This is a genomic window from Clostridiisalibacter paucivorans DSM 22131 (assembly GCF_000620125.1).
Taxonomy (GTDB): domain Bacteria; phylum Bacillota; class Clostridia; order Tissierellales; family Clostridiisalibacteraceae; genus Clostridiisalibacter; species Clostridiisalibacter paucivorans.
In genome coordinates this window covers 1-22443 of the sequence record NZ_JHVL01000057.1, presented here as the reverse complement: position 1 = coordinate 22443, position 22443 = coordinate 1, and the positions used below count along the sequence as shown (strand labels likewise).

Below are 22443 nucleotides of genomic sequence, written 5' to 3'. Positions count from 1 at the left end.
TCTCCTTATTTAAGGAAAGCCTTGTTTCAAGCTGCTTTAGTAGCTTCTTTTAATGACCCTGTACTAAATGCTTATTATCTTAAGAAACGTGGTGAAGGTAAACACCACCTTACTTGCATTGGTGCTGTTTCAAGAAAAATGTGCAATATTATTTACGCTGTGCTTAAAAATCAGGCTCCTTATGAAGTAAGGCTAAATGAATAAATCTAACTTATCTTATTTTTAAATACTATCTTTTAAACTCTTGTAATTTACAAGTCTTATTTGTTGTGCTCTTTTTAAATATTAAAATTCTAAAAATTATTTTATTTAATGACTTGACTTTTAATAGTTGGTCTTTCTTTGACTTTAATCTTTAAAATTATGTTTGGCTATATAGTTCTGTTGGGTCATAAAAGCAGTGTTCAACTATTCTACTATTAAGTCTTCCTGTGCCATTATAGGGAAATGTATTGGGACAAATGGGTCTAAAGGGATTAAAATACCATAAAGATTCTCCTATATTCCATAATTTATTTCCTGCCAATGCCCAGTCGGCTATATCATAATGGATTTGTTCCGGAGGTGTAGCCCAAATAGTCTGAGGATTTGCCACTCCTCGTATAGTACCTCTTACACAATCAAATTGTCCTTTTTGATATATTACTTTCCTTAAGTCACCTTGACAAACCCTCTGGTATTCACCATATGATACATGTACCCTATTCATTACTACTGTAGCTACTGCCTTCATACCTTTTTCCCCTTCTCCTCCTGCCTCACATTTAATAATTCTAGCTAATAATTCTCTATTGGAATAAGCCAATAAGTTCACCTCCCTTTAGAACTACTGCTACTATTAATATATTTATTTTTTTTCAAAACTGATACAAATAAAAGAAATTAAAATTTAGAATAAATTTAATCTTATATCAGATAATAATGTTAACTAAATTAAAAAGGAGTGTGTTGTTATGGAAATGAAAAACAAATTAAATGAAGTACCATTAGCTAATATGAAACCTAATGAAGTAAATGAAATCAAGGATTTAGAAAAGAAACTTGACAATAAATATTACATTATAGCATTTAAAAAATAGTAAGGAGATATAAAATGGATGTTGAAAAGTTTCAAATAGAACCTAATAAAATTGCAAAATTAAATAATATTATAGATAAATATAAAAACCAGCAAGGTATGTTAATTACAATACTAAAAAAATCCCAAGATATTTTTGGATATCTCCCATTAAATGTTCAGTCTTATATATCATATAAACTCAATATCCCCATCTCTAAAATAAATGGAATAGTATCTTTCTACTCCCTTTTTTCTCAAACACCAAAGGGAAAATATACAGTATCTGTCTGTCTAGGTACTGCTTGTTACGTAAAAGGTGCTGAAGAAATATTAAAATCCATAAAAAAAGAGTTACAAATAGATGTAGGGGAAACAACTATGGATGGCATGTTTACATTAAATGCAACAAGGTGTATAGGGGCTTGTGGACTAGCCCCTGTTATAACTATAAATGATAAAGTTTATGGACGATTAAGCCCTTCAGATATTCCAAATATATTGTACCAATATCTTGACGACAACAAGAAATCTCAATTATCTAAGGAGATGAAGCAATGAATATAAATCCCATAACTAATTTTAAAGAATTAGAGAATATTAGAAATAGTTATAAAGAAAAAATCAAAATACGATTTAATGAGTATAGATTAGATGAAGAATTAGATAAATACCATATATTAGTCTGCACAGGAACTGGTTGTTCTTCTTCAGAAAGTCACTTGATTATCGACAAATTAGAAAATGAAATAAAAAAGAGAAAAATAGAAAAAAAAGTTAAAGTATTCAAAACAGGTTGTTTTGGATTCTGTAAGATGGGACCCATATTAGTCATACATCCCCAACGAACTTTTTATTGTAAAGTCTCTCCTGAAGATGTTGAGGACATTATAGAAAAACATATATTAAATAATACAGTAGTACAAAATCTATTATACAAATCTCCAAAAGATAATACAGTACAAGAAAAAATAGATGAAATAGATTTTTTTAACCATCAAATGAGAATCGCATTAAGGCATTGTGGCATTATTAATCCTGAAGATATATATGAATACATAGCTGTAGATGGGTATAAACCCCTTGCACATATATTGAAAAATAATATTTCCCCGACAGATATCATTAATGAAATAAAAAAATCTGGATTAAAAGGTCGTGGAGGAGGAGGTTTCCCTACTGGATTAAAATGGGAATATGCCTCCCAGTATAAAGAAGAAAAAAAGTTTGTTCTATGTAATGCTGATGAAGGTGACCCTGGTGCATTTATGGATAGATCTATATTAGAAGGTGATCCCCATAGTGTAATAGAAGCTATGATCATAGCTGGTTATTCCATCGGAGCATCTCAAGGCTACGTATATGTTAGAGCCGAATATCCCATAGCAGTAAAAAGACTAGAGATTGCTATAGAACAAGCTAAAAAGTCTGGCATCTTAGACCAAAATATATTAGGTAGTGATTTTTCATTTGATATAGATATTAGACTTGGGGCTGGAGCCTTTGTCTGTGGAGAAGAAACTGCCTTAATACAGTCAGTTATGGGATTAAGAGGTGAGCCAAGACCAAGACCACCATTCCCTGCTGAAGTAGGTCTTTGGGAAATGCCTACCCTTAATAATAATGTAGAAACTTATGCAAATATACCTGTTATATTAGATAAGGGTGCACAATGGTATTCTAGTATAGGCACTAAAGACAGTAAAGGCACTAAAGTATTTGCACTAGCTGGACAAATACAAAATACGGGACTTATTGAGGTGCCTATGGGCACCACTCTAAATACTATAATATATGAAATTGGTGGCGGAATTCATGACAATAAAGAATTTAAAGCCGTTCAAACTGGTGGCCCATCAGGTGGATGTATTCCTAAGTCTCTTTTAAATACAGAAATAGATTTTAAATCCCTTACCGATGTGGGATCTATGATGGGATCAGGTGGATTAATAGTAATGGATGAATCAGATTGTATGGTGGATATTGCCAAGTTTTATTTGCAATTTGCACAAGATGAATCCTGTGGTAAATGTGTTCCATGTAGGATAGGCACTAAAAGATTGCTGGAAATATTAGAGAAAATAACCAGTGGAAAAGGAGAATTAAAAGATTTAGAAATACTTGAATCCCTATGTTATGATATTAAAAATTCATCCTTATGTGGTCTAGGTCAAACGGCTCCAAATCCAATATTAAGTACTCTGAAATATTTTAAGAATGAATATCTGGAACATATAGAACATAAGAAATGTCCCGCTGGAGTATGTAACAATTTATTAAATATAGAAATAATAGATGACAAATGTGTGGCATGTGGAATATGTGCCAGAGTATGTCCCGTAAATGCAATAGATGGTAAACATAAACAGCCCCCCTTTAATATAAATCAAGATTTATGCATTAAATGTGGAGCTTGTATTCCTAAATGTCCTGTAGATGCCATACACAAAGTATAGAGGTGATAAATATATGGAAAATAAATCCCAGAAAGAAATGGTCAATATAGAGATAGACGGTACTAAATATAGTGTGCCTAACGATATCACTGTTTTAGAGGCAGCAAGGTCTGTAAATATAGAAATCCCCAGTCTATGTTATCTTAAGGAAATAAATGAAATTGGTGCATGTAGAGTATGTGTCGTTGAGATAGAAGGTATGAAAAATCTACAAGCCTCCTGTGTATATCCAGTTAGAGAAGGACTAAAAATAAGAACTAATACTAAAAAAGTTCTAAAAGCTAGAAAATCTGCAGTAAAATTATTACTTTCAAATCATCACAGAGAATGTACCACATGTATTAGAAATTTAAATTGCGAGCTACAAAACTTAGCAGATAGCTTAGGTATAAGAAATATACCCTTTACTGGAGAAGTACAAGATTATGGTTATCATGATAATAACCCTGCTATAACTAGAGATTATAATAAATGTATTAATTGTCGTAGGTGTGAAGCTATATGTAGTAAAATACAAGAATGTAATGTCTATTCACCAATAAATAGAGGGCTGGACACTATAATTGCTCCAGCATTTCAAAAAGATTTAGCAGACGTCTCCTGTATAATGTGTGGTCAATGTATCATTGCATGCCCCACTGGCTCATTAACTGAAAAAGAATGCATAAATGATGTATGGACCGCTATACATGATCCAGAGAAACATGTAGTGGTTCAAACTGCACCTTCTATTCAAGTTACACTAGGTGAAATGTTTGGCATGCCCATAGGATCTTTTGTTGGTGGTAAAATGGTTACAGCATTAAAGCGTATGGGATTTGATAAAATTTTTGCTACTGATGTAACTGCTGATCTAACTATAATGGAAGAAGCTAATGAATTAGTGGAAAGAGTTATTAAAAACCCTACTCATCTACCGTTATTATCCTCATGTTGTCCTGGTTGGGTCAAATTTGCGGAACATTTTTACCCAGAATTTCTTCCAAATCTATCTACTACTAAATCTCCCCACGAAATGTGCGGTGTATTATCTAAAACTTGGTATGCCCAAAAGTATAATATACCTCCTAAAAAAATTATAAATGTAGGTATAATGCCCTGTACTGCCAAAAAATATGAAGCTGCTAGACCTGAGATGGTATCTGATGGGTTTAGAAATGTAGACTATGTACTGACTACTAGAGAATTGGGTAGAATGATAAGACAATCAGGACTAGATTTTCCCAATCTTCCTGATGGCAATTATGATGAACCCTTTAATCAGTTTAGTGGAGCTGGTACTATTTTTGGAGCTACAGGAGGAGTATTAGAAGCAGCAGTAAGAACTGCCCATAAAATATTGTCTGGAGATGATATGGAAGTACCTGACTTTGATGATGCTCGAGGTCAATCAGGTCTTAAATATGGAAAAGTTGTTTTAGGGGATAAACCCCTAACTATAGCCATAGCCCATGGCACTGGAAATGCAAAAAAGGCTTTGGAGATGCATAAAAGCGGTAAAAAAGAATTTGATTATATGGAAGTTATGGCATGTCCTGGAGGCTGTGTAGGTGGAGGTGGCCAACCTATACTTGCCAATAGAGATTACAAATATCTTTCTCTAGGATATAGACACAACAGGACCGATGCCCTTTACAATATAGATAGAAAAAATAAAATCAGATATTCCCATGAAAATCCTAGAATAAAACAAATTTATGAAGAATTCCTTATAAAACCTCTATCTCCTATATCCAAAAAATATCTTCACACTTCATTTGTAGAAAGGGGTAAATATCCCTATTTAAGTTGAAAGATATTATTCTGGACTCATAGCTTTAAATATTGAGTTTAAAGCTGTGGGCTTTTTATTGTATAATATATCCTTCCGATGATATACTTAGATTATAATTAAGTAAATAATAAAGGGGCTGTTTTTATGAATCAATACAGTGTTTTTGACATATTAGGTCCTATTATGATTGGGCCATCTAGTTCCCACACTGCAGGAGCAGCTAGATTAGGTAAGGTGGCAAGGTATATAGCTGGTACAGATTTTAATCGTGTTGAATTTTATTTATATGGTTCCTTTGCAAAAACTTATAAAGGACATGGTACAGATAGGGCATTAGTTGCAGGTATATTAGGCATGGAACCTTCAGATGAAAGGCTAAAAAATTCTATTGACATAGCTAAAAATTCCAATATTGAAATATCCTTTCATGAAGAAGAAAATGATGCTTTCCATCCCAACACTACAAAAATCATCTTCCATAAAATCGACGGTAAAAAAGTAGAAGTCATAGGCTCTTCAATAGGAGGAGGCAATATAATTATAACTGAAATAGATGGTTATGCTGTAAAACTTACTGGAGACTATCCCACATTGTTCATCAGACAAAATGATAAAAAAGGTGTTATAAGTGGTGTGACTTCCATATTAACCCAGTATGATATAAATGTAGCAACCATGAAAGTTAATCGTAGAGGTAAAGGTACTGAAGCCTCTATGGTTATTGAATTAGATAGTTCCATTCCCAATGATATGATTGAAAAAATTAATAGTGTTTATAATGTATTATCTGTCAAATCTATTAATCCCATTAAGGAGCGATAAAAATGTTTGCCAATGGAAAAGAATTATTGCAATTTACAAGAGATAGAAACATAAGTATATCAGAAGCTATTCTTATACAAGAAGCTAAAGAACAAGATACAACCCCTGAAAAAATAAAACAGAGAATGCAATCTAATCTTGATGTTATGATTAACTCATCTAAAAAGGCCTTGGATAAAAAAATTGATTCCATAGGAGGAATAATTGGTGGAGATGCAAAAAAGGTAAAGGAGTACAGTCAAAATAATGCTACCCTATGTGGTAAAACTATCAATATGGCAATGGCAATGGCTTTTTCATGCTCAGAAGTAAATGCATCTATGGGCAAAATTTGTGCTGCCCCTACAGCTGGATCATGTGGCATAATACCTTCAGCAATAATTACCGTAGGAGAAAAATTGAATCTTAGTAAAGAAGAAATGGTTAATGGACTGCTTACCTCAGCAGGTATAGGACAAATAATAGCTAGAAATGCCACACTTTCTGGTGCTGAAGGTGGTTGTCAAGCTGAATGTGGTTCTGCAGCAGCTATGGCTGCAGCTGCACTTACAGAATTATCAGGAGGTACTCCCCAAATGGCCCTACATAGCGCTAGTATTGCTCTAAAAAATATAATGGGTCTAATATGTGATCCTATTGCAGGACTAGTTGAGGCCCCATGTGCCAAAAGAAACGCATCGGGAGTAATCAATGCAATGATATCTGCTGATTTAGCATTAGCAGGGGTAGAAAGTATTATTCCCTTTGATGAGGTAGTAAACGCAATGTACAAAGTAGGTAAATCCCTCCCAGTAACTTTAAGAGAAACTGCACTGGGAGGTGTTGCAGCAACAGAAACAGGAGTCAAAATTAAAAATAAAATCCTGGGGTGAATTATAATTTACCCCTTACTGCCCTCTCTATTCTTTCAAGGCCTTCTTTTATGGTACTTCTAGGACATGCAATATTCATTCTCTGAAATCCTTCCCCACCGGGACCGAAGGTTATACCATCATTTAGTGCAACTTTGGCCTCTTTTATCATAAATTCCTTTAATTGCTTAGCATTAAATCCTAACTTTTTAAAATCTAACCACATTAAGTAAGTACCTTCTGGTTTTTTTACCCCTATTTCAGGTATATTTTTTTCTATAAACTTCTCTACATAAAGGACATTTTCTTGAAGATAGTTTAGCAATTCCTCAAGCCATTCCTCTCCATGATTGTAACACGCCTCTAATGCCACAGCTCCAAAGGTATTTGCCATCCCTATATGTACCCTATTTATTATGTCTTTAAATTTGGTACGAAGGACCTTATCTGGTATTATAATAGCCGAAGCAGCAAGCCCTGCAACATTAAATGTCTTACTGGGAGCCATACAAGTAATTGTATTGTTTAGAAGTTCATCTGACAATGATCCCAAAGGTAAATGCCTATTGTCTCCATATATTATGTCTGAGTGAATCTCATCAGATACAATTATTATATTATTTTTAATACATATTTCTCCCAGTCTCAATAATTCTTCTTTACTCCATACCCTTCCCACTGGATTATGAGGACTGCACAATATGAGTAATTTAGTTTTTTCATCTATATTTTTTTCTAGATTTTCAAAGTCCATTTCATATCTTCCATTTTTAAGCACAAGTTGATTATCTATAAGTTCTCTCTCATTACTTTTTACAGCTTCAAAAAAAGGAAAATATACAGGAGATTGAATAATTACTTTATCACCAGGGTTAGTATATGCCATTATTGCCATATTTACTGCTGGCACTACTCCAGGGGTATATACTATCCAATCTTTTTTTATATTCCACTGATGTCTCCTATTCATCCAACCAATTATGGAATCATAAAAAGACTCTGCCATATCAGTGTATCCATATGCTCCATGCTCTGCCCTTCTTTTTATGGCATTTTTCACAGGCTCAGGCGCTGGAAAGTCCATGTCTGCAACCCACATAGGTAGCACATTATCTGTTCCATAATATTTGCTAACAAAATCCCATTTTATAGAGTTAGTATTTCTTCTATCTATACCCTTATCGAAATTGAAACCCATAATTTTAAAGTCCCCCTTAATTTTCTATTTAATTATTTAATTCTATAATAAAAAATAAATACCTCTTTATTTTAGCAAATCTTAAATCCCTTTAAATCACTTCTCAGTATGAGTATATTTCAATAGATATTGTCAATAATAATTAGATAAAGTACCACTAAATTCATATGTACTATTAAAATAGGAGGTCATCAATATGAGGATTCCAAATCATTTAGGTATAATTCCCGATGGAAATAGAAGATGGGCAGTATCTAAGGATTTAAAAAAAGAACAAGGCTATGAAGAGGGACTTGATCCAGGATTAAAATTATTTAAATTTTGTAAGGCCCTTGGTATTAAAGAACTAACCTATTATGGATTTACTGTAGACAATACTAAAAGACCAAAGGTCCAAACTATTGCATTTACAAAGGCCTGTGTAGATGCCGTTAAAATGATTGAAAGGGAAAATGCAGATCTATTAGTAATAGGCAATACTGAATCTAAGATGTTCCCTAAAGAACTAATCCCTTATACACATCGCAGAAAAATAGGTGATGGTGGAATAAAGGTGAATTTCCTTGTCAATTATGGTTGGCAATGGGATCTAAAAGGTGTATTTTCTAAAAATAAAAAAAACAAATCTCCGCTAAGTTCTATTAAATCAAAGGATATCTCCAGAGTAGATTTAATAATTAGATGGGGTGGGCGTAGAAGATTAAGCGGATTTCTACCTATTCAATCGGTATATTCTGATTTTTATGTTGTAGATGAGCTATGGCCTGATTTTAAATATGAACATGTATTAAATGCACTAAGGTGGTATGATGATCAAGATATAACTTTAGGAGGATAAATGGAAATATATAAAAAAATATTATATAATTTATATTAAGAAATTTCAAAATAAGGGGGCAAAGTTATGCTTGATTCAATGGCACTAATGCTTTATACTGACATATCTAATAGACTCCAAAATTCTGAAATTAAATCTAAATCTGTCAATGATTTTAATAAAATAAGAAAATTTATTCAATTACCTGCTTTTATTAAGGGATTAGAGGACATTATCAGTAATCAGTCCTTTGACTGTAAATCCATAGAAAAGTTGTGTTCTCCTATATTGTCAGACCTTTCCAAAGGACAAGAACCCAATAATTGGCTATATTATATATACCAATTTACATTAAATAAATCTTTTCCTAATGCTGTAGAAATTACATTAGAAAAGGAATTAGAAATACCTTCTGTTGTATATCTTAAAGTTCTAAGAAGTATAATGTATTTCAGAGAAAAACACTTTAAGAACACATTAAAATTTCCACTTCAATCTTTAACTCGTGAGGAAGAAAAAGAACTTAAAGACCCAGAAGAATATCTTAAATTTAAAGATATATTTTTAGATAATTATATTCATGAAATGATGCAACTTAGCCAAGAGGTAACTGGGCATAATACACTAGACCATATTTCAGGGGTCCACTATCTGGCCATGTTTATTTCGAGACAGCTAAAGAAATTAGGACAACCTATTGATCTAGGGAGAATCTCTGGAGCTGCTGCTGGTCATGATATAGGTAAATATGGCTGCAAACCTTCTGAAAGTCAAAGGGTCCCTTATCTACACTATTACTACACTGATATATGGTTTAAAAAATACGATATAACTTATATTGGACATATTGCAACAAACCATTCTACTTGGGATTTAGAATTAGAAAATCTATCTTTAGAATCTTTAGTACTTATATATTCTGATTTTAGAGTAAAAAATAAGCTAACTGGACATAAACCTGAAATGCATATCTACTCCCTAACTGATTCCTTTCAAATAATTTTAGATAAATTAGATAATGTAGATGAAAAAAAAGAGAAAAGATATAAAAAGGTTTATAGTAAATTAAAAGACTTTGAAAATTATATGATCGATTTAGGGATTAATGTATCATTAGATAAACCGATACTTCTTAGTAACAAAAGAAAACATTTTGCCCTTATGAAGGATCAAGATGTAATAGAAAACATAAAATATCTATCCATTGATCATAATATAAATTTGATGTATAAATTAAGAGATGAGTCTTCTTTAGGATTAATATTAGAAACAGCCCGCAGTGAAAATGATTGGAAGAATCTAAGGGGATATCTTGAAACATTCAAAGAATACTCCACTTATTTAGCTCAAAAACAAAAACTCATTACTTTAAATTTTCTTTATGAACTATTGATACATCCAGAAGACGACATAAGAAAACAATCAGCTGAATTAATTGGTTCATTAATAGCCACTTTTGATGAAGAATACAGAAAAGAAGTACCTAATGATGTAAAATTAGATCCTCCCAGTATAACTAGCTGTGAATTATTAGACGAGTATATACACCTCTTTTTGCATCCTGATCATAAGATCATTGAAGTCCATAAGGAGTGGATAGGATACAGCTTAGAGATTATGGTTTCTTCTTTATTTAAGCACTGTAATACTGAATTAAAATCATCCTACAACAATATATTAATGAAGTATTATAAACAGTCTAAATATGAGGATGATGAAATAAAGTTTTATTTATTGCAAACCATAAAGCATATACCCATAAATAGATTTAATAATGGCGATCTTGAGCCCCTATTTAATTTTATAATGGGTATATTTAGAAGTGATAATATTGAATTAAGATTATCAAATCTAGAAAATATATATAATATACTCTTCAGATTGCAGAATAAAAGTAAATTTGTATTGGGATTAAAGGAAACCCTAAGTACAGAACCACAAAAGTCAGAAAATCCAGCCGAAAACTTTTTAACCTATAAAATTGCTAAAAAATTAGAATTAAACTCAAACACATTAAATCTATACAGCTCTTACTATAAATATGATATGGACAAAGTTTCCGATATCTTTTTAAAAAATCTAAAAACTGCTACTAGCTGGGTTAATAAAAAAATCCATATAGAAATGCTTTTAGAGAGAGTCATATATAGCCCTGAAGAATATGGTCTTCATACTGCAATGCATTTCTGTAATTTAATAAAGGTAAGTGCAAAGGAAAATGTAAGACGTCATGCAGGAGAAGCCCTGCTTAAAATATTTCCTTTTCTTTCCATAGATGAAAAAAATGATGTCACAGTGGAACTTTTAAGGGCTTTAGAAATACAAGGGTATCATTTCACTAAATATATACCTAATTATCTTGGACAAATTATGTTATATCTTCATCCTGTTGAACTCAATGAAATTTTAGATGACTTTATAGAAAAAATTAAAGAATCCAATACACAAATTAAGCTGTTGCTTTTAAAAACCATAGGAGTCTCCATTAAAAATTATCCAAAATATAGAATGTTTTTCCAAGAATCAGAGGATATATCTAAAAATAGATTAATAAAAATGATAGGTATTTTATTAAATGGAATAGTTAGTTATGACCTTCAAGTTAAAAAAGAGGCATTCTCAGTAATAGGTAGAGACATATTTGGATGTAGAGAATTAACTTTAGAAGAAAAAAATATGATATTTACCCTTATTGCAAAAAAACTTCTTATTCTTTTATCAGAAAAAGATGAAAGTGAATTGTTGTTCCTAAGCAATTCTTCATCACTTAATCATATATATAGATTTATATCAGATTATGTCTTTTTCAATGGCTCTTTGTCATTAAATCATAATAAAAAAATAGCATTTTTCCCTGGTACTTTTGATCCTTTTTCCCTAAGTCATAAGGAGATAGCCCATGAAATAAAAAACTTAGGATTTGAAGTTTATTTATCAGTAGATGAATTTTCTTGGTCTAAAAGAACTCAACCCCATCTTTTAAGACGCAAAATAATTAATATGTCCATAGCAGATGAGCTTGATATATATTTATACCCTGAAGATATACCTATAAATATAACAAATCCTATGGATCTTAAAAATCTAGTAAATGCTTTTGATGATGACAATATATATATAGTTGTAGGTAGTGATGTAGTACTAAATGCTTCTAGTTATAAAACTAAACCCCAAAATAAATATTCTATACACTCTTTTAACCATATCATATTTAAAAGAAAGAGTGCATTTTCATCGGAAGATGATGATACAAAGATAGATGAATCATTGAAAAGGATCTCTGGAGATATTATAGAGTTATCTTTGCCTCCCCAATATGAAGACATAAGTTCTACACAAATACGAAATTATATAGATGAAAATAGAGATATATCTCAATTGATAGATCCATTAGCTCAAAATTATATATATAGTAATGGACTCTATCGTAGAGAGCCACAGTATAAGACTTTGGTTCAAACTAAATCTTTGGAAATTCAAATAATAGATCATATAGATCATAATATTATTAAAAAACTATGTCATATGTTTTTCTCAAATAATGACAATGCACTATATAAATTAAAAAAATTAAAAGACAATTTAAATTCAAGATTTATATTGGTAAGGGATATAAGTAACGACAATAAAATAATAGGTTTCTCAGCATTTCATTGGGCCAGATCTACTTCTCTTTACCATGAATTCAAAAATAATAATATATCCGAATATATTAGAGAAAATTCCATCGGAAGGATTAGTTTAATAGATGGTATCTTTGTAGATGATAATTCTGGTTTTGAAAATTTAAGACAAATTCTATTAACAGAAACTTTAGCATATAGCATATCAAAAGACTATACCTATGGCATATTTAAAGATATATTAGACAATCATAATGATAAAAAAATCCAAGAACTCTTACTACTACATGGATTTAAAAAATTGGAATATAGTGATAAAAAATCTCCTGTTTTTGTAGTCAATATGACAAATCCCTGTACATTGAATTTAGATTTAGAAAATATAATCAAAAATCCATTTTCACAAAATCCCTATATAAAAGAATCAATTATAAAAACAAGGAAAAAATTACAATTAGCACTATCTAAATTATATCCAGGTCATCTTTTAATTTCCTTTGATAGAGATATATTATATGATAATTTGATAGACAAAATTTGTAAAATAAATGGTATGCCTTCTAAGCAATTGGAACCTAGACATCTAGGGCCTTATACGTGTACTCCATTTGGTTCCATATTGAATGGATGTATAATCCCAAATACAGTTACAAAATCTATGCATACTGAAAAACTATTTAATTCCAATATAAAGGATTTTACTATAGGTCCTTTCCCTCATTATATGAATCTTGAAAACCAAATGAAAATGATTAAGTCATTTAACAGACCTGTAATACTTGTTGATGATTTACTTAACAAAGGATATAGAATTAAAGTTCTAGATCCACTATTAAAAAATGCAAATATAGATGTAAAGAAGATTATAGTAGGAATCCTTTCAGGTAGAGGAAAAGAAATCATGGACATACAAGACCGTGAAGTAGATAGTGCTTACTTCATACCAAATCTTAGGGTATGGTTTAATGAAAGTTCAATGTATCCTTTTATTGGTGGCGACAGTGTATGGAGGGGTTTTTATCCTGAAAGAAATTTAATCCCTTCAATTAATTTTATATTACCTTATGTGGCACCAAAATTCATAAAAAATACTACCAATAAATCCATATATGATTTATCAGAAATATGTCTCAATAATTCCATAGAATTGTTGACTATTATTGAAGAAGAATACCAAAATATGAATGAGAAAAGCTTCACTCTCAAACATTTGAGTGAATTATTTATATCTCCCAGATGTCCAGACCATGGTAAAAGTATAGATTATGATATAAATCTTAAGCCTTCCCAATATCTATATAATGACCTTGAACATCTAAAGAGATTAGAAAACATAATAAAGAGGTGATAATTTTGTTTTATTTTTATAAATACAAAGATAAAGTTCTTTTTTCTCAGAAAAAATATAATGACTTACATCCCATTGATGAATTCCAACCAAAGAAATATCAAGGGATATTATACTATCTGGTAGATAGTGACCCTAAAAGCAATAGAAGGTCCTTTATTATTTCTGACCCTTCTTTGCTTTTCATTGAAAATGAAGATTGGTCATTGCTAAAACAAGATAATAAAAAATATAATATTCCCCAATGGCTAGAAGATAAAATATATTCACTTAATGTCATATCCCTAAATACAAGTTATCCCTCTTGGCAAGATATGCTAAATCCAATTAATAACAAAAAATGGCGCATTAATTTAGTAGGACTAGGAGATGTGGGTACTACTCTACTCATAGGATTAAGATTATTAGGTGGAGAAGATATATTGTATTTAGGTATTTATGGAAGATCTCCAAATAAAGTAGATAGATTACATCATGAACTTAATCAAATATATGCTCCCTTTTATAATAATCCTTATCCTGATATAGTAAGTATCGCTAAAGATAACCTATTTGAATGCGATATGTTTATATTTTGTGCATCAGCGGGGGTACCATCTTTAGACTCAAACGTAAAAGATGTGCGTATGTTCCAATTCCAAAAAAATTCAGAGATTATATCTATATATGCAAAACTTGCAAGGGATAAGGGTTTCAAGGGTATATTTGCTGTAGTATCAGACCCTGTAGATTTACTCTGCAAGGTTGCCTTTTTAGAAAGTAATAAAAACTCCAATAATGTATTAGACTTTAACGGCCTTGCTCCTGAACAAATTCGTGGATATGGTTTGGGAGTTATGAATGCAAGGGCCCGATATTATGCTATGCAAAGCCCTAAAACTATGGACTATCTTCATGATGGCAGGGCTTTTGGTCCCCATGGTGAAGATTTAATAATAGCAAATAGCATATCAAACTATGATGATAAACTCTCATTAATGTTAACAGAAAGGACTATTAAGGCCAATCTAGCTGTAAGAGATACTGGATTCAAACCATATATAGCACCTGCTCTATCATCTGGTTCTCTCTCTATTCTAGCCACAATTAGAGAGCAGTGGCACTATAGTGCTACATTTATGGGAGGAGTCTTTATGGGTTCTAAAAATAGATTACTCTATTCCAAAGGTATAGAATTAGAAAGACTATCTTTACCAGAGAATTTAGAAAATAGAATTAAAAATACATATGAAAGGTTGGAAAGTATAATATGAATAGTATGTATTTAATATGTCCACCTAACCCATCTGACTTGCTAGTAAAAATGATACAAGGAGCAACAAAATCCTATGATGTAGTCACAATCAATAATAAAAATGATCTACCTGACCTTAGAAATAAGCGAATACTTTTCGCTTTAGAGCTAGGTGATGTAGGCTATAATGTAGATATGTATAATGTAATATCTTCCCTATGGCATCGGGGTAAAGATGCCTTGTCAGGTTCTACCGGAGCTGTTATTACCCATAGTAATAATGAACTATTCACTAAATCTGGCGCTCAGGATATCGTTTTCCATGCCAATAAATTGGGATGTAGGTTCCCTGGTAGACCCATAGTAGAAGCTACAGGATCTTTAAGAAATTTATTGACCATGCAAAAGACTATGAAAGGTTCTTTAGAAGATATTTGTATAAAACTATGTGAAAAATTATCCAAAGTACTAATGTCCGATACCCCTACTCCAGTAGAAGATCCAAATATACTAGTACTACATTCCAGTAATCGCAAGACTTCAAATACATTAAATTTATGGGATATGGTAAGAAAACATCTAGATACAGAAAAAATAGAGGAAATAAATATTACCAATGGAACAGTTAAAGATTGTATAGGATGTCCATATAAGACCTGTAAGCACTATGGTAATCAAACAAGCTGTTTCTATGGTGGGATAATAGTTGAAGAAGTTTACCCTGCAGTACTAAAATCAGATGCTATAATTTGGATATGTCCCAATTATAATGATGGTCTTTCTGCTAACATAGCAGCCATAATAAACAGACTCACTGCTCTATTTAGAAAGACAAAGTTCTATAATAAAAGTATATTTGGCATAATAGTCTCGGGCAACTCTGGAAGTGATGCATTGGCTAGACAATTGATAAGTGCATTAAATATGAATAAGACATTTAGACTGCCACCCTATTTTTCATTAACAGCTACAGCCAACGACAAGGGAGCAATTTTTGATGTACCAGATATAGAAAAAAAAGCAAAGATTTTTGCCAAAAACATATCTAAAGAAATAAAGGCATAAATATAGTTAGTAGTCTTCAACCACTAACTATATGAGTTTTCTAATATTATATTTGTCCATCAATTTTTCTAGATAATTATTGAATTCTTTTAATCTATTTATATCTCCCTCTTCATTTAAATCAAAAAATCTGTCTCTTATATCTTCTATCTCCTCTATCTTTCCTGAAAAATATAGGTATTGTATATTTCTTAGAATTTTAGCTACAATTGTAGATTTTGCTTGAAATATTTGCTGTGCATCCATTATTTCATCCCTTATTGCTGACATCTCCATATCCAGGAGAAATGCAGCATCTGCTGCAGTTTTTAACCGTTCTTTTATATCTTTAGGTATATTATGCTTAAACTTATAATTTAAAGAATGTTCAATAGTAGCCCAGAAATTCATAGCTAAGGTTCTTATCTGTATCTCTGCTAAGATTTCTTTCGCTCCAAATGCTGTATGAACAGGGTATTTTATTATTATATGATAGCTTCTATATCCACTCTCTTTCATATTGTTTATATAGTCTCTTTCCTCTACTATTTTTAGGTCCTTTCCATCTCTGTCCCTGATAAGACTAACTACCCTATGTATATCATCTACCAATTGACACATAATCCTTATCCCTGCTATATCTTCAATTCCATCTTCTATGCTATCAATAGATATATTTCTTTTTTTTGCCTTTTCTATAATGCTTGAAATTTTTTTTACTCTGCCAGTAACAAACTCTATGGGCGAATATTCATCTGTATTTCTATATTCCTTTCTTATACTCTTAAACTTTATTTTTAATTCTTCAACAGCCTGTTCATATACAAGTAATATCTTCTCCCAATCTCTAATCACGTTACCACCACTTTCATGTCTTTTTCTTCACAATAGCTTATGCTTTGACTAAAATATATATTCTATTTTAAAGCATAAAATCCTTCATTAATATAATAAAAAGCTATGGTTTTATATTCTCCATAGCTTTTTATCTATCTTCTCTAAAATAGGAATTTCCCAGCCCCTTTGGTGCCATATATTCCTTATTTCCTTTTATAGATACCATTATAAGTACTAATATTGTGGCTATATACGGTAACATATCTATTATATATTGAGAAACCTTTATATCAAACTTTTGAAGTCTAAATCCTATTATATCCAATCCTCCGAAAAAATAAGCACCTAATAATGCCTTATACGGATTCCATGTCACAAATATAACCAATGCCACTGCAATCCATCCACGTCCAGCCGTAACATTTTCCTGCCATGAAGGTACATAAACCAATGATAAATAAGCTCCACCTAGGCCACATAAAGCTCCTCCCATCATTATATTGATATATTTATATAGATTTACATTTATACCACTGGCATCTGCTGCTGAAGGATCTTCTCCTATCATTCTCACATTAAGTCCTACTCTAGTCTTATATAAGTATAATCCCAAAACCACTGCCATTACATATCCTAAATACACAAAGATATTTTGATTAAAAAGTATCTTTCCCATAAATGGTATATCTCCTAAAACTGGTATATACATGGGCTTAAAAAACTCTTGTAATTCTAAAGGTACTACCTCTCCGATTAGTCTCTTGCCCATAAACCCTGAAAATCCTGTTCCAAATATAGTTAAGGATAGTCCTGATACTACTTGATTTGCCCTGAGAGAGACAGTTAAAAAAGCATATATCAAACCTCCAAATGCCCCTGCAAGCATGGCTCCCAATAATGCCAAGAATGGATTTGATGTTAATATCCCCACCTGAAAACCGACTACGGCACCCATTAACATCAGTCCTTCAACTCCTAAATTTAAATTGCCCACTTTTTCAGTTATTATTTCTCCCAGTGTAGCAAATAATAATGGGGTTCCTGCTTGTATAGATGCCTTTAAAAGAGAAACAAAATCCATATTTAGACCTCCAATATTATCTTCTGATTATTTTATAATTGACGAAAAATTCACTTCCCAATACAAATATTAAAACCATACCTTGTAAAATTTCAGCCGCCGATTGAGGTATTTCAAATGCAGTTTGAATAAATGAGCCTCCCTGAGTAAGAACTGCAAATAAAAAAGAAACCATTATTATGAAATGAGGTTTTAATCCAGAAAGCCATGCAGTGATGATTGCTGTAAACCCTACACCTGCCGAAAGCTCAACTGAAAGTGTGTTATTTACCGCAGAGGCTTGTATCATACCGGCAAGTCCACATAATCCTCCACTCAAAAATATAGCAATTAATACCGTCTTTTTTACATCTATACCAGCATATCTAGCTGTATTTTCGCTTTCACCTATTACTGATATCTCATATCCCTTCTTAGTATGGTTAATAAAAACATATATAATAATTACCAGTGCCAATGCTATAATCCATCCCATATGGATGCCAAAAACTTTAGGCAATACAGCGTTATCTGTAAAATTAGGAATCTTAGGAAAACCCAACGCATTTTCGTCTTTCCATGGTCCATATTGTAAATAAGTAATCCATTTTATAGCTATATAATTCATCATTAATGTAAATAAAGTTTCATTAGTACTAAACTTTGATTTGAAAAATGCAGGTATAAATGCCCATATCCCTCCACCTATCATACCAAATATCATCATTAAAAATAATAGTATAGGTTTTGGGACTTCTGGAAATTTCAATGCTATAAAACTGGCCATAAAAGCACCCATACAGATTTGACCTTCTCCGCCGATATTCCAAAATTTCATTTTAAATGCTATCAATATACCCAAAGAAGTTATAACTAAAGGTATAGTTTTTACTATGGTCTCTCTAAACCTATATAATGAACCAAAGGAACCTTTGAGCATTGAGGTATAAACTTCTATGGGATTATGATTTAAAAACAGTATAAATAATCCAGATGTAAATAATGCAGCAAATACCGCAGCAACCCTTATAATGATTACTTTCTTATTGTCCATTTCTGTTTTCTTAGCTATTCTATACAACCATATCATTTCCTCTCTTGAAAGTTTCTCCAGCCATCATAAGACCCAAATCTTCCTTAGTTACATAAGTAGCTGATACAATACCAGTGACCTTTCCTTCACATAGAACCATTATCCTATCACTTAATTCAAGAAGCACATCTAAATCTTCTCCAATAAATAATATACCTACACCTTTCTCTTTTTGTTTATTCAATAAATCATATACCATATAAGCAGAACCAACATCAAGTCCCCTTGCAGGGTATGCAGTTATCATAAGGTCTGGTTGATTATCTATCTCTCTTCCCAGTAAAACCTTTTGTATATTTCCACCAGAAAGCTGCCTTACTGGATGATTCATACTGGGAGTAACTATACCCAATTTATCTATTATATTTTTTGACTTATTTCTTATGGGCTTTCTATCAATCAAAATACTAGAAGATTTTTGATAGTTCTTGAGCAATACATTATCTACTATATCCATAGAACCTACTAGTCCCATTCCCAATCTATCTTCAGGAACAAAGCTCATACTTATACCCATATTTATAATATCTCTAGCTGATTTTCCTACAATATTTTCACCCTTATATACAATACTGCCTTCATCTATATAGTTTAAACCTGCTATGGCTTCACACAATTCCTTTTGTCCACTGCCAGCCACACCTGCCACTCCTAATATCTCTCCACTATTTAATTCAAAAGATATATTATTTAATATTTTTGTATTATCTCTATTTACAGCAGATATATTCTCTACTTTTAATATAGTCTTTTTCTCTTCTATAAATGTTCTATTTATAGATAAATTGACTTGTCTTCCTACCATCAAATCTGCCAACTCTTTTGAGTTTGTTTCCACTTTTTCTAATGTCTTTATAGCCTCTCCCTTTCTCAACACTGTTATCTTATCACTTATATCCATTACCTCATTTAATTTATGGGTTATAATTATTACAGCACAGCCTTCTGATTTCATTTTTCGTATAATATCAAATAATTTTTTCGTTTCTTGAGGAGTTAATACTGCAGTAGGCTCGTCTAATATCAGTATCTTTGAACCTCTGTAAAGAACTTTTAGTATCTCTAATCTTTGTTTTTCAGCCACAGGCATATCATAAACTTTTTTATCAGGATCTATCTCTAAACCATATTTTTCAGATATATTTTTTATCTCCCTAGATAATTTTTTACCATTTATAAAGAGCGTTCCCCTTTGTCCTGCGATAATATTCTCTTTAGCAGTCAAAACATCTACCAATTTAAAATGTTGATGTATCATACCAATTCCTATTTCTATAGCATCCTTTGGAGAATTCAAAAATACTTTCTCTCCTTGTATATAAATAGAACCACTGTCAGGCTTATATATGCCTGACAGTATATTCATAAGGGTACTTTTACCAGCTCCATTTTCTCCAAGTATTGAATGTATTTCTCCCGATTTCACTTTGAATGTTATATTCTTATTGGCTATAATCTTGCCAAAGGTTTTACTTATTTCATCCATATATATTAATGGTAAATTTTCCATCTTTATCACCTTATTTTTTTATTTTGCCCTTTACTCCTTCAACAAACCAATCCATAGATATTAATTCCTCATCAGTGAGAACTTGTCCCTCTTTGACCTTTATATTTCCTTGTTGATCCTTTATTGGACCTGCAAATACTTTAAAAGAGCCTTCTTTAATCTTTTGGGTAGCCTCTTCAACTTTTTCTTTTGCCCCCTCTGGTGCCAATTCAGTCAAAGATGCCAACTCAACTATATCATCTTCAAGTCCTCCCCAATAACTCTCTGGAGCCCAGTTTCCTTCCATTACAGCCTTAACATTTTTTACATAATAGGGTCCCCAATTCCAAACAGGTGATGTCATATAGGCATTAGGTGCTTTATCCTTCATATCTGTGTTATATCCTATAGAAAAAGCTCCTTTTTCCTCTGCAGCTTGTTGTGGACCTGCTGTATCTTGATGTTGTGCTATTACATCTATACCTTCATCTAATAATGCATTGGCTGCTTCCTTCTCTTTGGCAGGATCATACCATGTGTGAGTCCATCTAACCTCCACTTCTGCTTCAGGATTTACCGATCTAACACCTAAGGTAAAGGCATTTATTCCCCTTACAACCTCTGGTATCTCATATGCTGCTACATATCCAATCTTATTGGTTTTAGTTTTCATTCCTGCAACTATACCTGATAAGTATCTGGGCTCATATATCCTTCCAAAATAATTTCCCATATTTTCTGTCGTTCTATACCCTGAACAATGTAAAAATGCTACATCTGGATAATCCTTAGATACCTTTGCCATATAATCCATATATCCAAAACTAGTAGCAAATACAACTTCTGCACCCTGATCAATCATATCTCTTATTACCTTTTCTACTTCTGGACCTTCAGGTACTGATTCCTTATAAATAGTCTCTACTCCCAATTCTTCTTCAAGGTATAATCTTCCTTCATTATGGGAATAACTCCAGCCCCCATCTCCTATAGGACCTACATAAATAAATCCTACCTTCATATCATTCACATCATTTGATGCCTTCTCTCCACCACATCCTGTAAGTACCATAGATAAACCTAAAACTACAGCTAACATTAAATAAATAGATTTTTTAAGCATTTCTTTCTCTCCTTTGTTTTGATTTAAAATATTATATATGTAATGGAAAAGACTAGAGTCTTTTCTTATTTAAAAATAACCTTACCATCTTCTATTGATTCAATTATAGCTAGAGAATGGACATCAATTCCCATATCTCTTAACATCTGTCCACCATCTTGAAAACCCTTTTCAATTACTATTCCAACCGATACTAACTCTGCACCTGCTTGTTCTATTATATCCTTAAGCCCCAATACAGCCCTTCCATTGGCTAAAAAGTCATCTATTATCATTACCTTAGAGTATAATTTTAGTAGGCAAAAAGGACAAAAAATAAAAAAGATGCCTTAAGGCATCTTTCATATACATGCATCATCCAATATAATAGTATCTGCGAAGAAAACTAGAAAGTTAGGTGATTACATGTATAAGATAAGTTTAAAGGAAATGGATATAAATTTCAAGGATTTAGAGAAAAGGATTTATGAATTTGTTTGCCGTCAGGCATGTGAAATAATCACAGAGCTACTTAATCAACTAGATGATGAGCTAATGAAAGAAAGAGATAAGAAGATATATAGAAATAAAGGTTTCAAGAAAACATGTATCAAGACAGTAATGGGTGAGATTGAATA

19 protein-coding genes and 1 pseudogene are annotated in these 22443 nt (G+C 31.8%); 12 read left to right on the top strand and 8 right to left on the bottom strand.

The annotated features are described in order from the left end of the window. Positions 1-204 (top strand): annotated as a pseudogene (locus tag Q326_RS0113190) (IS110 family transposase); the annotation flags it as partial. A gap of 157 nt (positions 205-361) precedes the next feature. Here the strand turns inward: Q326_RS0113190 and Q326_RS0113185 are convergent. Continuing rightward, on the bottom strand, positions 362-814 hold the full coding sequence (locus Q326_RS0113185; protein ID WP_250160347.1) for a cell wall hydrolase: 453 nt from the start codon (positions 812-814) through the stop codon (positions 362-364). A gap of 139 nt (positions 815-953) precedes the next feature. Here Q326_RS0113185 and Q326_RS19105 point away from each other — a divergent pair, with 139 nt between their 5' ends. From Q326_RS19105 to sdaAA, 6 genes are all read left to right on the top strand, one after another. Then, the gene (locus tag Q326_RS19105; RefSeq protein WP_284071444.1) at positions 954-1079 is read left to right on the top strand and encodes a hypothetical protein; all 126 of its coding nucleotides are present in this window, start codon (positions 954-956) and stop codon (positions 1077-1079) included. A gap of 14 nt (positions 1080-1093) precedes the next feature. Further along, positions 1094-1618 carry an NADH-quinone oxidoreductase subunit NuoE family protein gene (locus Q326_RS0113175; RefSeq protein ID WP_051531483.1) on the top strand — a complete coding sequence of 175 codons (525 nt, stop codon included), beginning with the start codon at positions 1094-1096 and terminating at the stop codon, positions 1616-1618. Beyond that, the gene (locus Q326_RS0113170; protein WP_026895809.1) at positions 1615-3513 is read left to right on the top strand and encodes an NADH-quinone oxidoreductase subunit NuoF; all 1899 of its coding nucleotides are present in this window, start codon (positions 1615-1617) and stop codon (positions 3511-3513) included. Before Q326_RS0113175 ends, Q326_RS0113170 begins: the two co-directional genes overlap by 4 nt. A 13-nt stretch (positions 3514-3526) precedes the next feature. Further along, positions 3527-5305 carry an NADH-dependent [FeFe] hydrogenase, group A6 gene (locus tag Q326_RS0113165; protein ID WP_026895808.1) on the top strand — a complete coding sequence of 593 codons (1779 nt, stop codon included), beginning with the start codon at positions 3527-3529 and terminating at the stop codon, positions 5303-5305. 126 nt (positions 5306-5431) lie between these two features. Then, positions 5432-6109, top strand: a complete 678-nt coding sequence (gene sdaAB, locus Q326_RS0113160; protein ID WP_026895807.1) for an L-serine ammonia-lyase, iron-sulfur-dependent subunit beta — start codon at positions 5432-5434, stop codon at positions 6107-6109. A gap of 2 nt (positions 6110-6111) precedes the next feature. Continuing rightward, positions 6112-6981, top strand: coding sequence for an L-serine ammonia-lyase, iron-sulfur-dependent, subunit alpha (gene sdaAA / locus Q326_RS0113155; protein WP_026895806.1), 870 nt, complete (start codon positions 6112-6114; stop codon positions 6979-6981). A 1-nt stretch (position 6982) separates the two neighbouring features. On the opposite strand, the gene Q326_RS0113150 is transcribed toward sdaAA, so the two are convergent. Next, positions 6983-8158: a MalY/PatB family protein gene (locus Q326_RS0113150; protein ID WP_026895805.1), complete on the bottom strand. Its 1176-nt coding sequence runs from the start codon at positions 8156-8158 to the stop codon at positions 6983-6985. Positions 8159-8354: 196 nt separating this feature from the next. Here Q326_RS0113150 and uppS point away from each other — a divergent pair, with 196 nt between their 5' ends. The 4 genes from uppS (at position 8355) to Q326_RS0113130 (ending at position 16245) form a co-directional block, all read left to right on the top strand. Further along, positions 8355-8996 carry a polyprenyl diphosphate synthase gene (uppS, locus tag Q326_RS0113145; protein WP_026895804.1) on the top strand — a complete coding sequence of 214 codons (642 nt, stop codon included), beginning with the start codon at positions 8355-8357 and terminating at the stop codon, positions 8994-8996. 66 nt (positions 8997-9062) lie between these two features. After that, positions 9063-13946 (top strand): cytidyltransferase, encoded by a 4884-nt coding sequence (locus tag Q326_RS0113140; protein ID WP_026895803.1) that lies wholly within the window; start codon positions 9063-9065, stop codon positions 13944-13946. A 5-nt stretch (positions 13947-13951) separates the two neighbouring features. Beyond that, positions 13952-15199 carry a Rossmann-fold NAD(P)-binding domain-containing protein gene (locus tag Q326_RS0113135; protein ID WP_026895802.1) on the top strand — a complete coding sequence of 416 codons (1248 nt, stop codon included), beginning with the start codon at positions 13952-13954 and terminating at the stop codon, positions 15197-15199. Then, on the top strand, positions 15196-16245 hold the full coding sequence (locus tag Q326_RS0113130; RefSeq protein ID WP_026895801.1) for a flavodoxin family protein: 1050 nt from the start codon (positions 15196-15198) through the stop codon (positions 16243-16245). Before Q326_RS0113135 ends, Q326_RS0113130 begins: the two co-directional genes overlap by 4 nt. Positions 16246-16272: 27 nt before the next feature. Here Q326_RS0113130 and yjbM read toward each other — a convergent pair whose 3' ends face one another. From yjbM to Q326_RS18315, 6 genes are all read right to left on the bottom strand, one after another. Further along, positions 16273-17079 (bottom strand): GTP diphosphokinase, encoded by an 807-nt coding sequence (gene yjbM, locus Q326_RS0113125; RefSeq protein ID WP_026895800.1) that lies wholly within the window; start codon positions 17077-17079, stop codon positions 16273-16275. A 130-nt stretch (positions 17080-17209) separates the two neighbouring features. Beyond that, on the bottom strand, positions 17210-18142 hold the full coding sequence (locus Q326_RS0113120; RefSeq protein ID WP_026895799.1) for an ABC transporter permease: 933 nt from the start codon (positions 18140-18142) through the stop codon (positions 17210-17212). A 16-nt stretch (positions 18143-18158) separates the two neighbouring features. Beyond that, positions 18159-19202, bottom strand: a complete 1044-nt coding sequence (locus Q326_RS0113115; protein WP_026895798.1) for an ABC transporter permease — start codon at positions 19200-19202, stop codon at positions 18159-18161. Beyond that, positions 19195-20724, bottom strand: a complete 1530-nt coding sequence (locus tag Q326_RS0113110) for an ABC transporter ATP-binding protein (RefSeq protein ID WP_026895797.1) — start codon at positions 20722-20724, stop codon at positions 19195-19197. Before Q326_RS0113110 ends, Q326_RS0113115 begins: the two co-directional genes overlap by 8 nt. A gap of 10 nt (positions 20725-20734) precedes the next feature. Further along, positions 20735-21826: a BMP family ABC transporter substrate-binding protein gene (locus Q326_RS0113105; protein ID WP_026895796.1), complete on the bottom strand. Its 1092-nt coding sequence runs from the start codon at positions 21824-21826 to the stop codon at positions 20735-20737. 65 nt (positions 21827-21891) lie between these two features. After that, the gene (locus Q326_RS18315; protein ID WP_205687681.1) at positions 21892-22101 is read right to left on the bottom strand and encodes a type I phosphoribosyltransferase; all 210 of its coding nucleotides are present in this window, start codon (positions 22099-22101) and stop codon (positions 21892-21894) included. Positions 22102-22231: 130 nt separating this feature from the next. Here Q326_RS18315 and Q326_RS17420 point away from each other — a divergent pair. Further along, positions 22232-22443 (top strand): UPF0236 family transposase-like protein (locus Q326_RS17420; protein WP_034602287.1); only part of this gene is annotated, 212 nt, incomplete at its 3' end.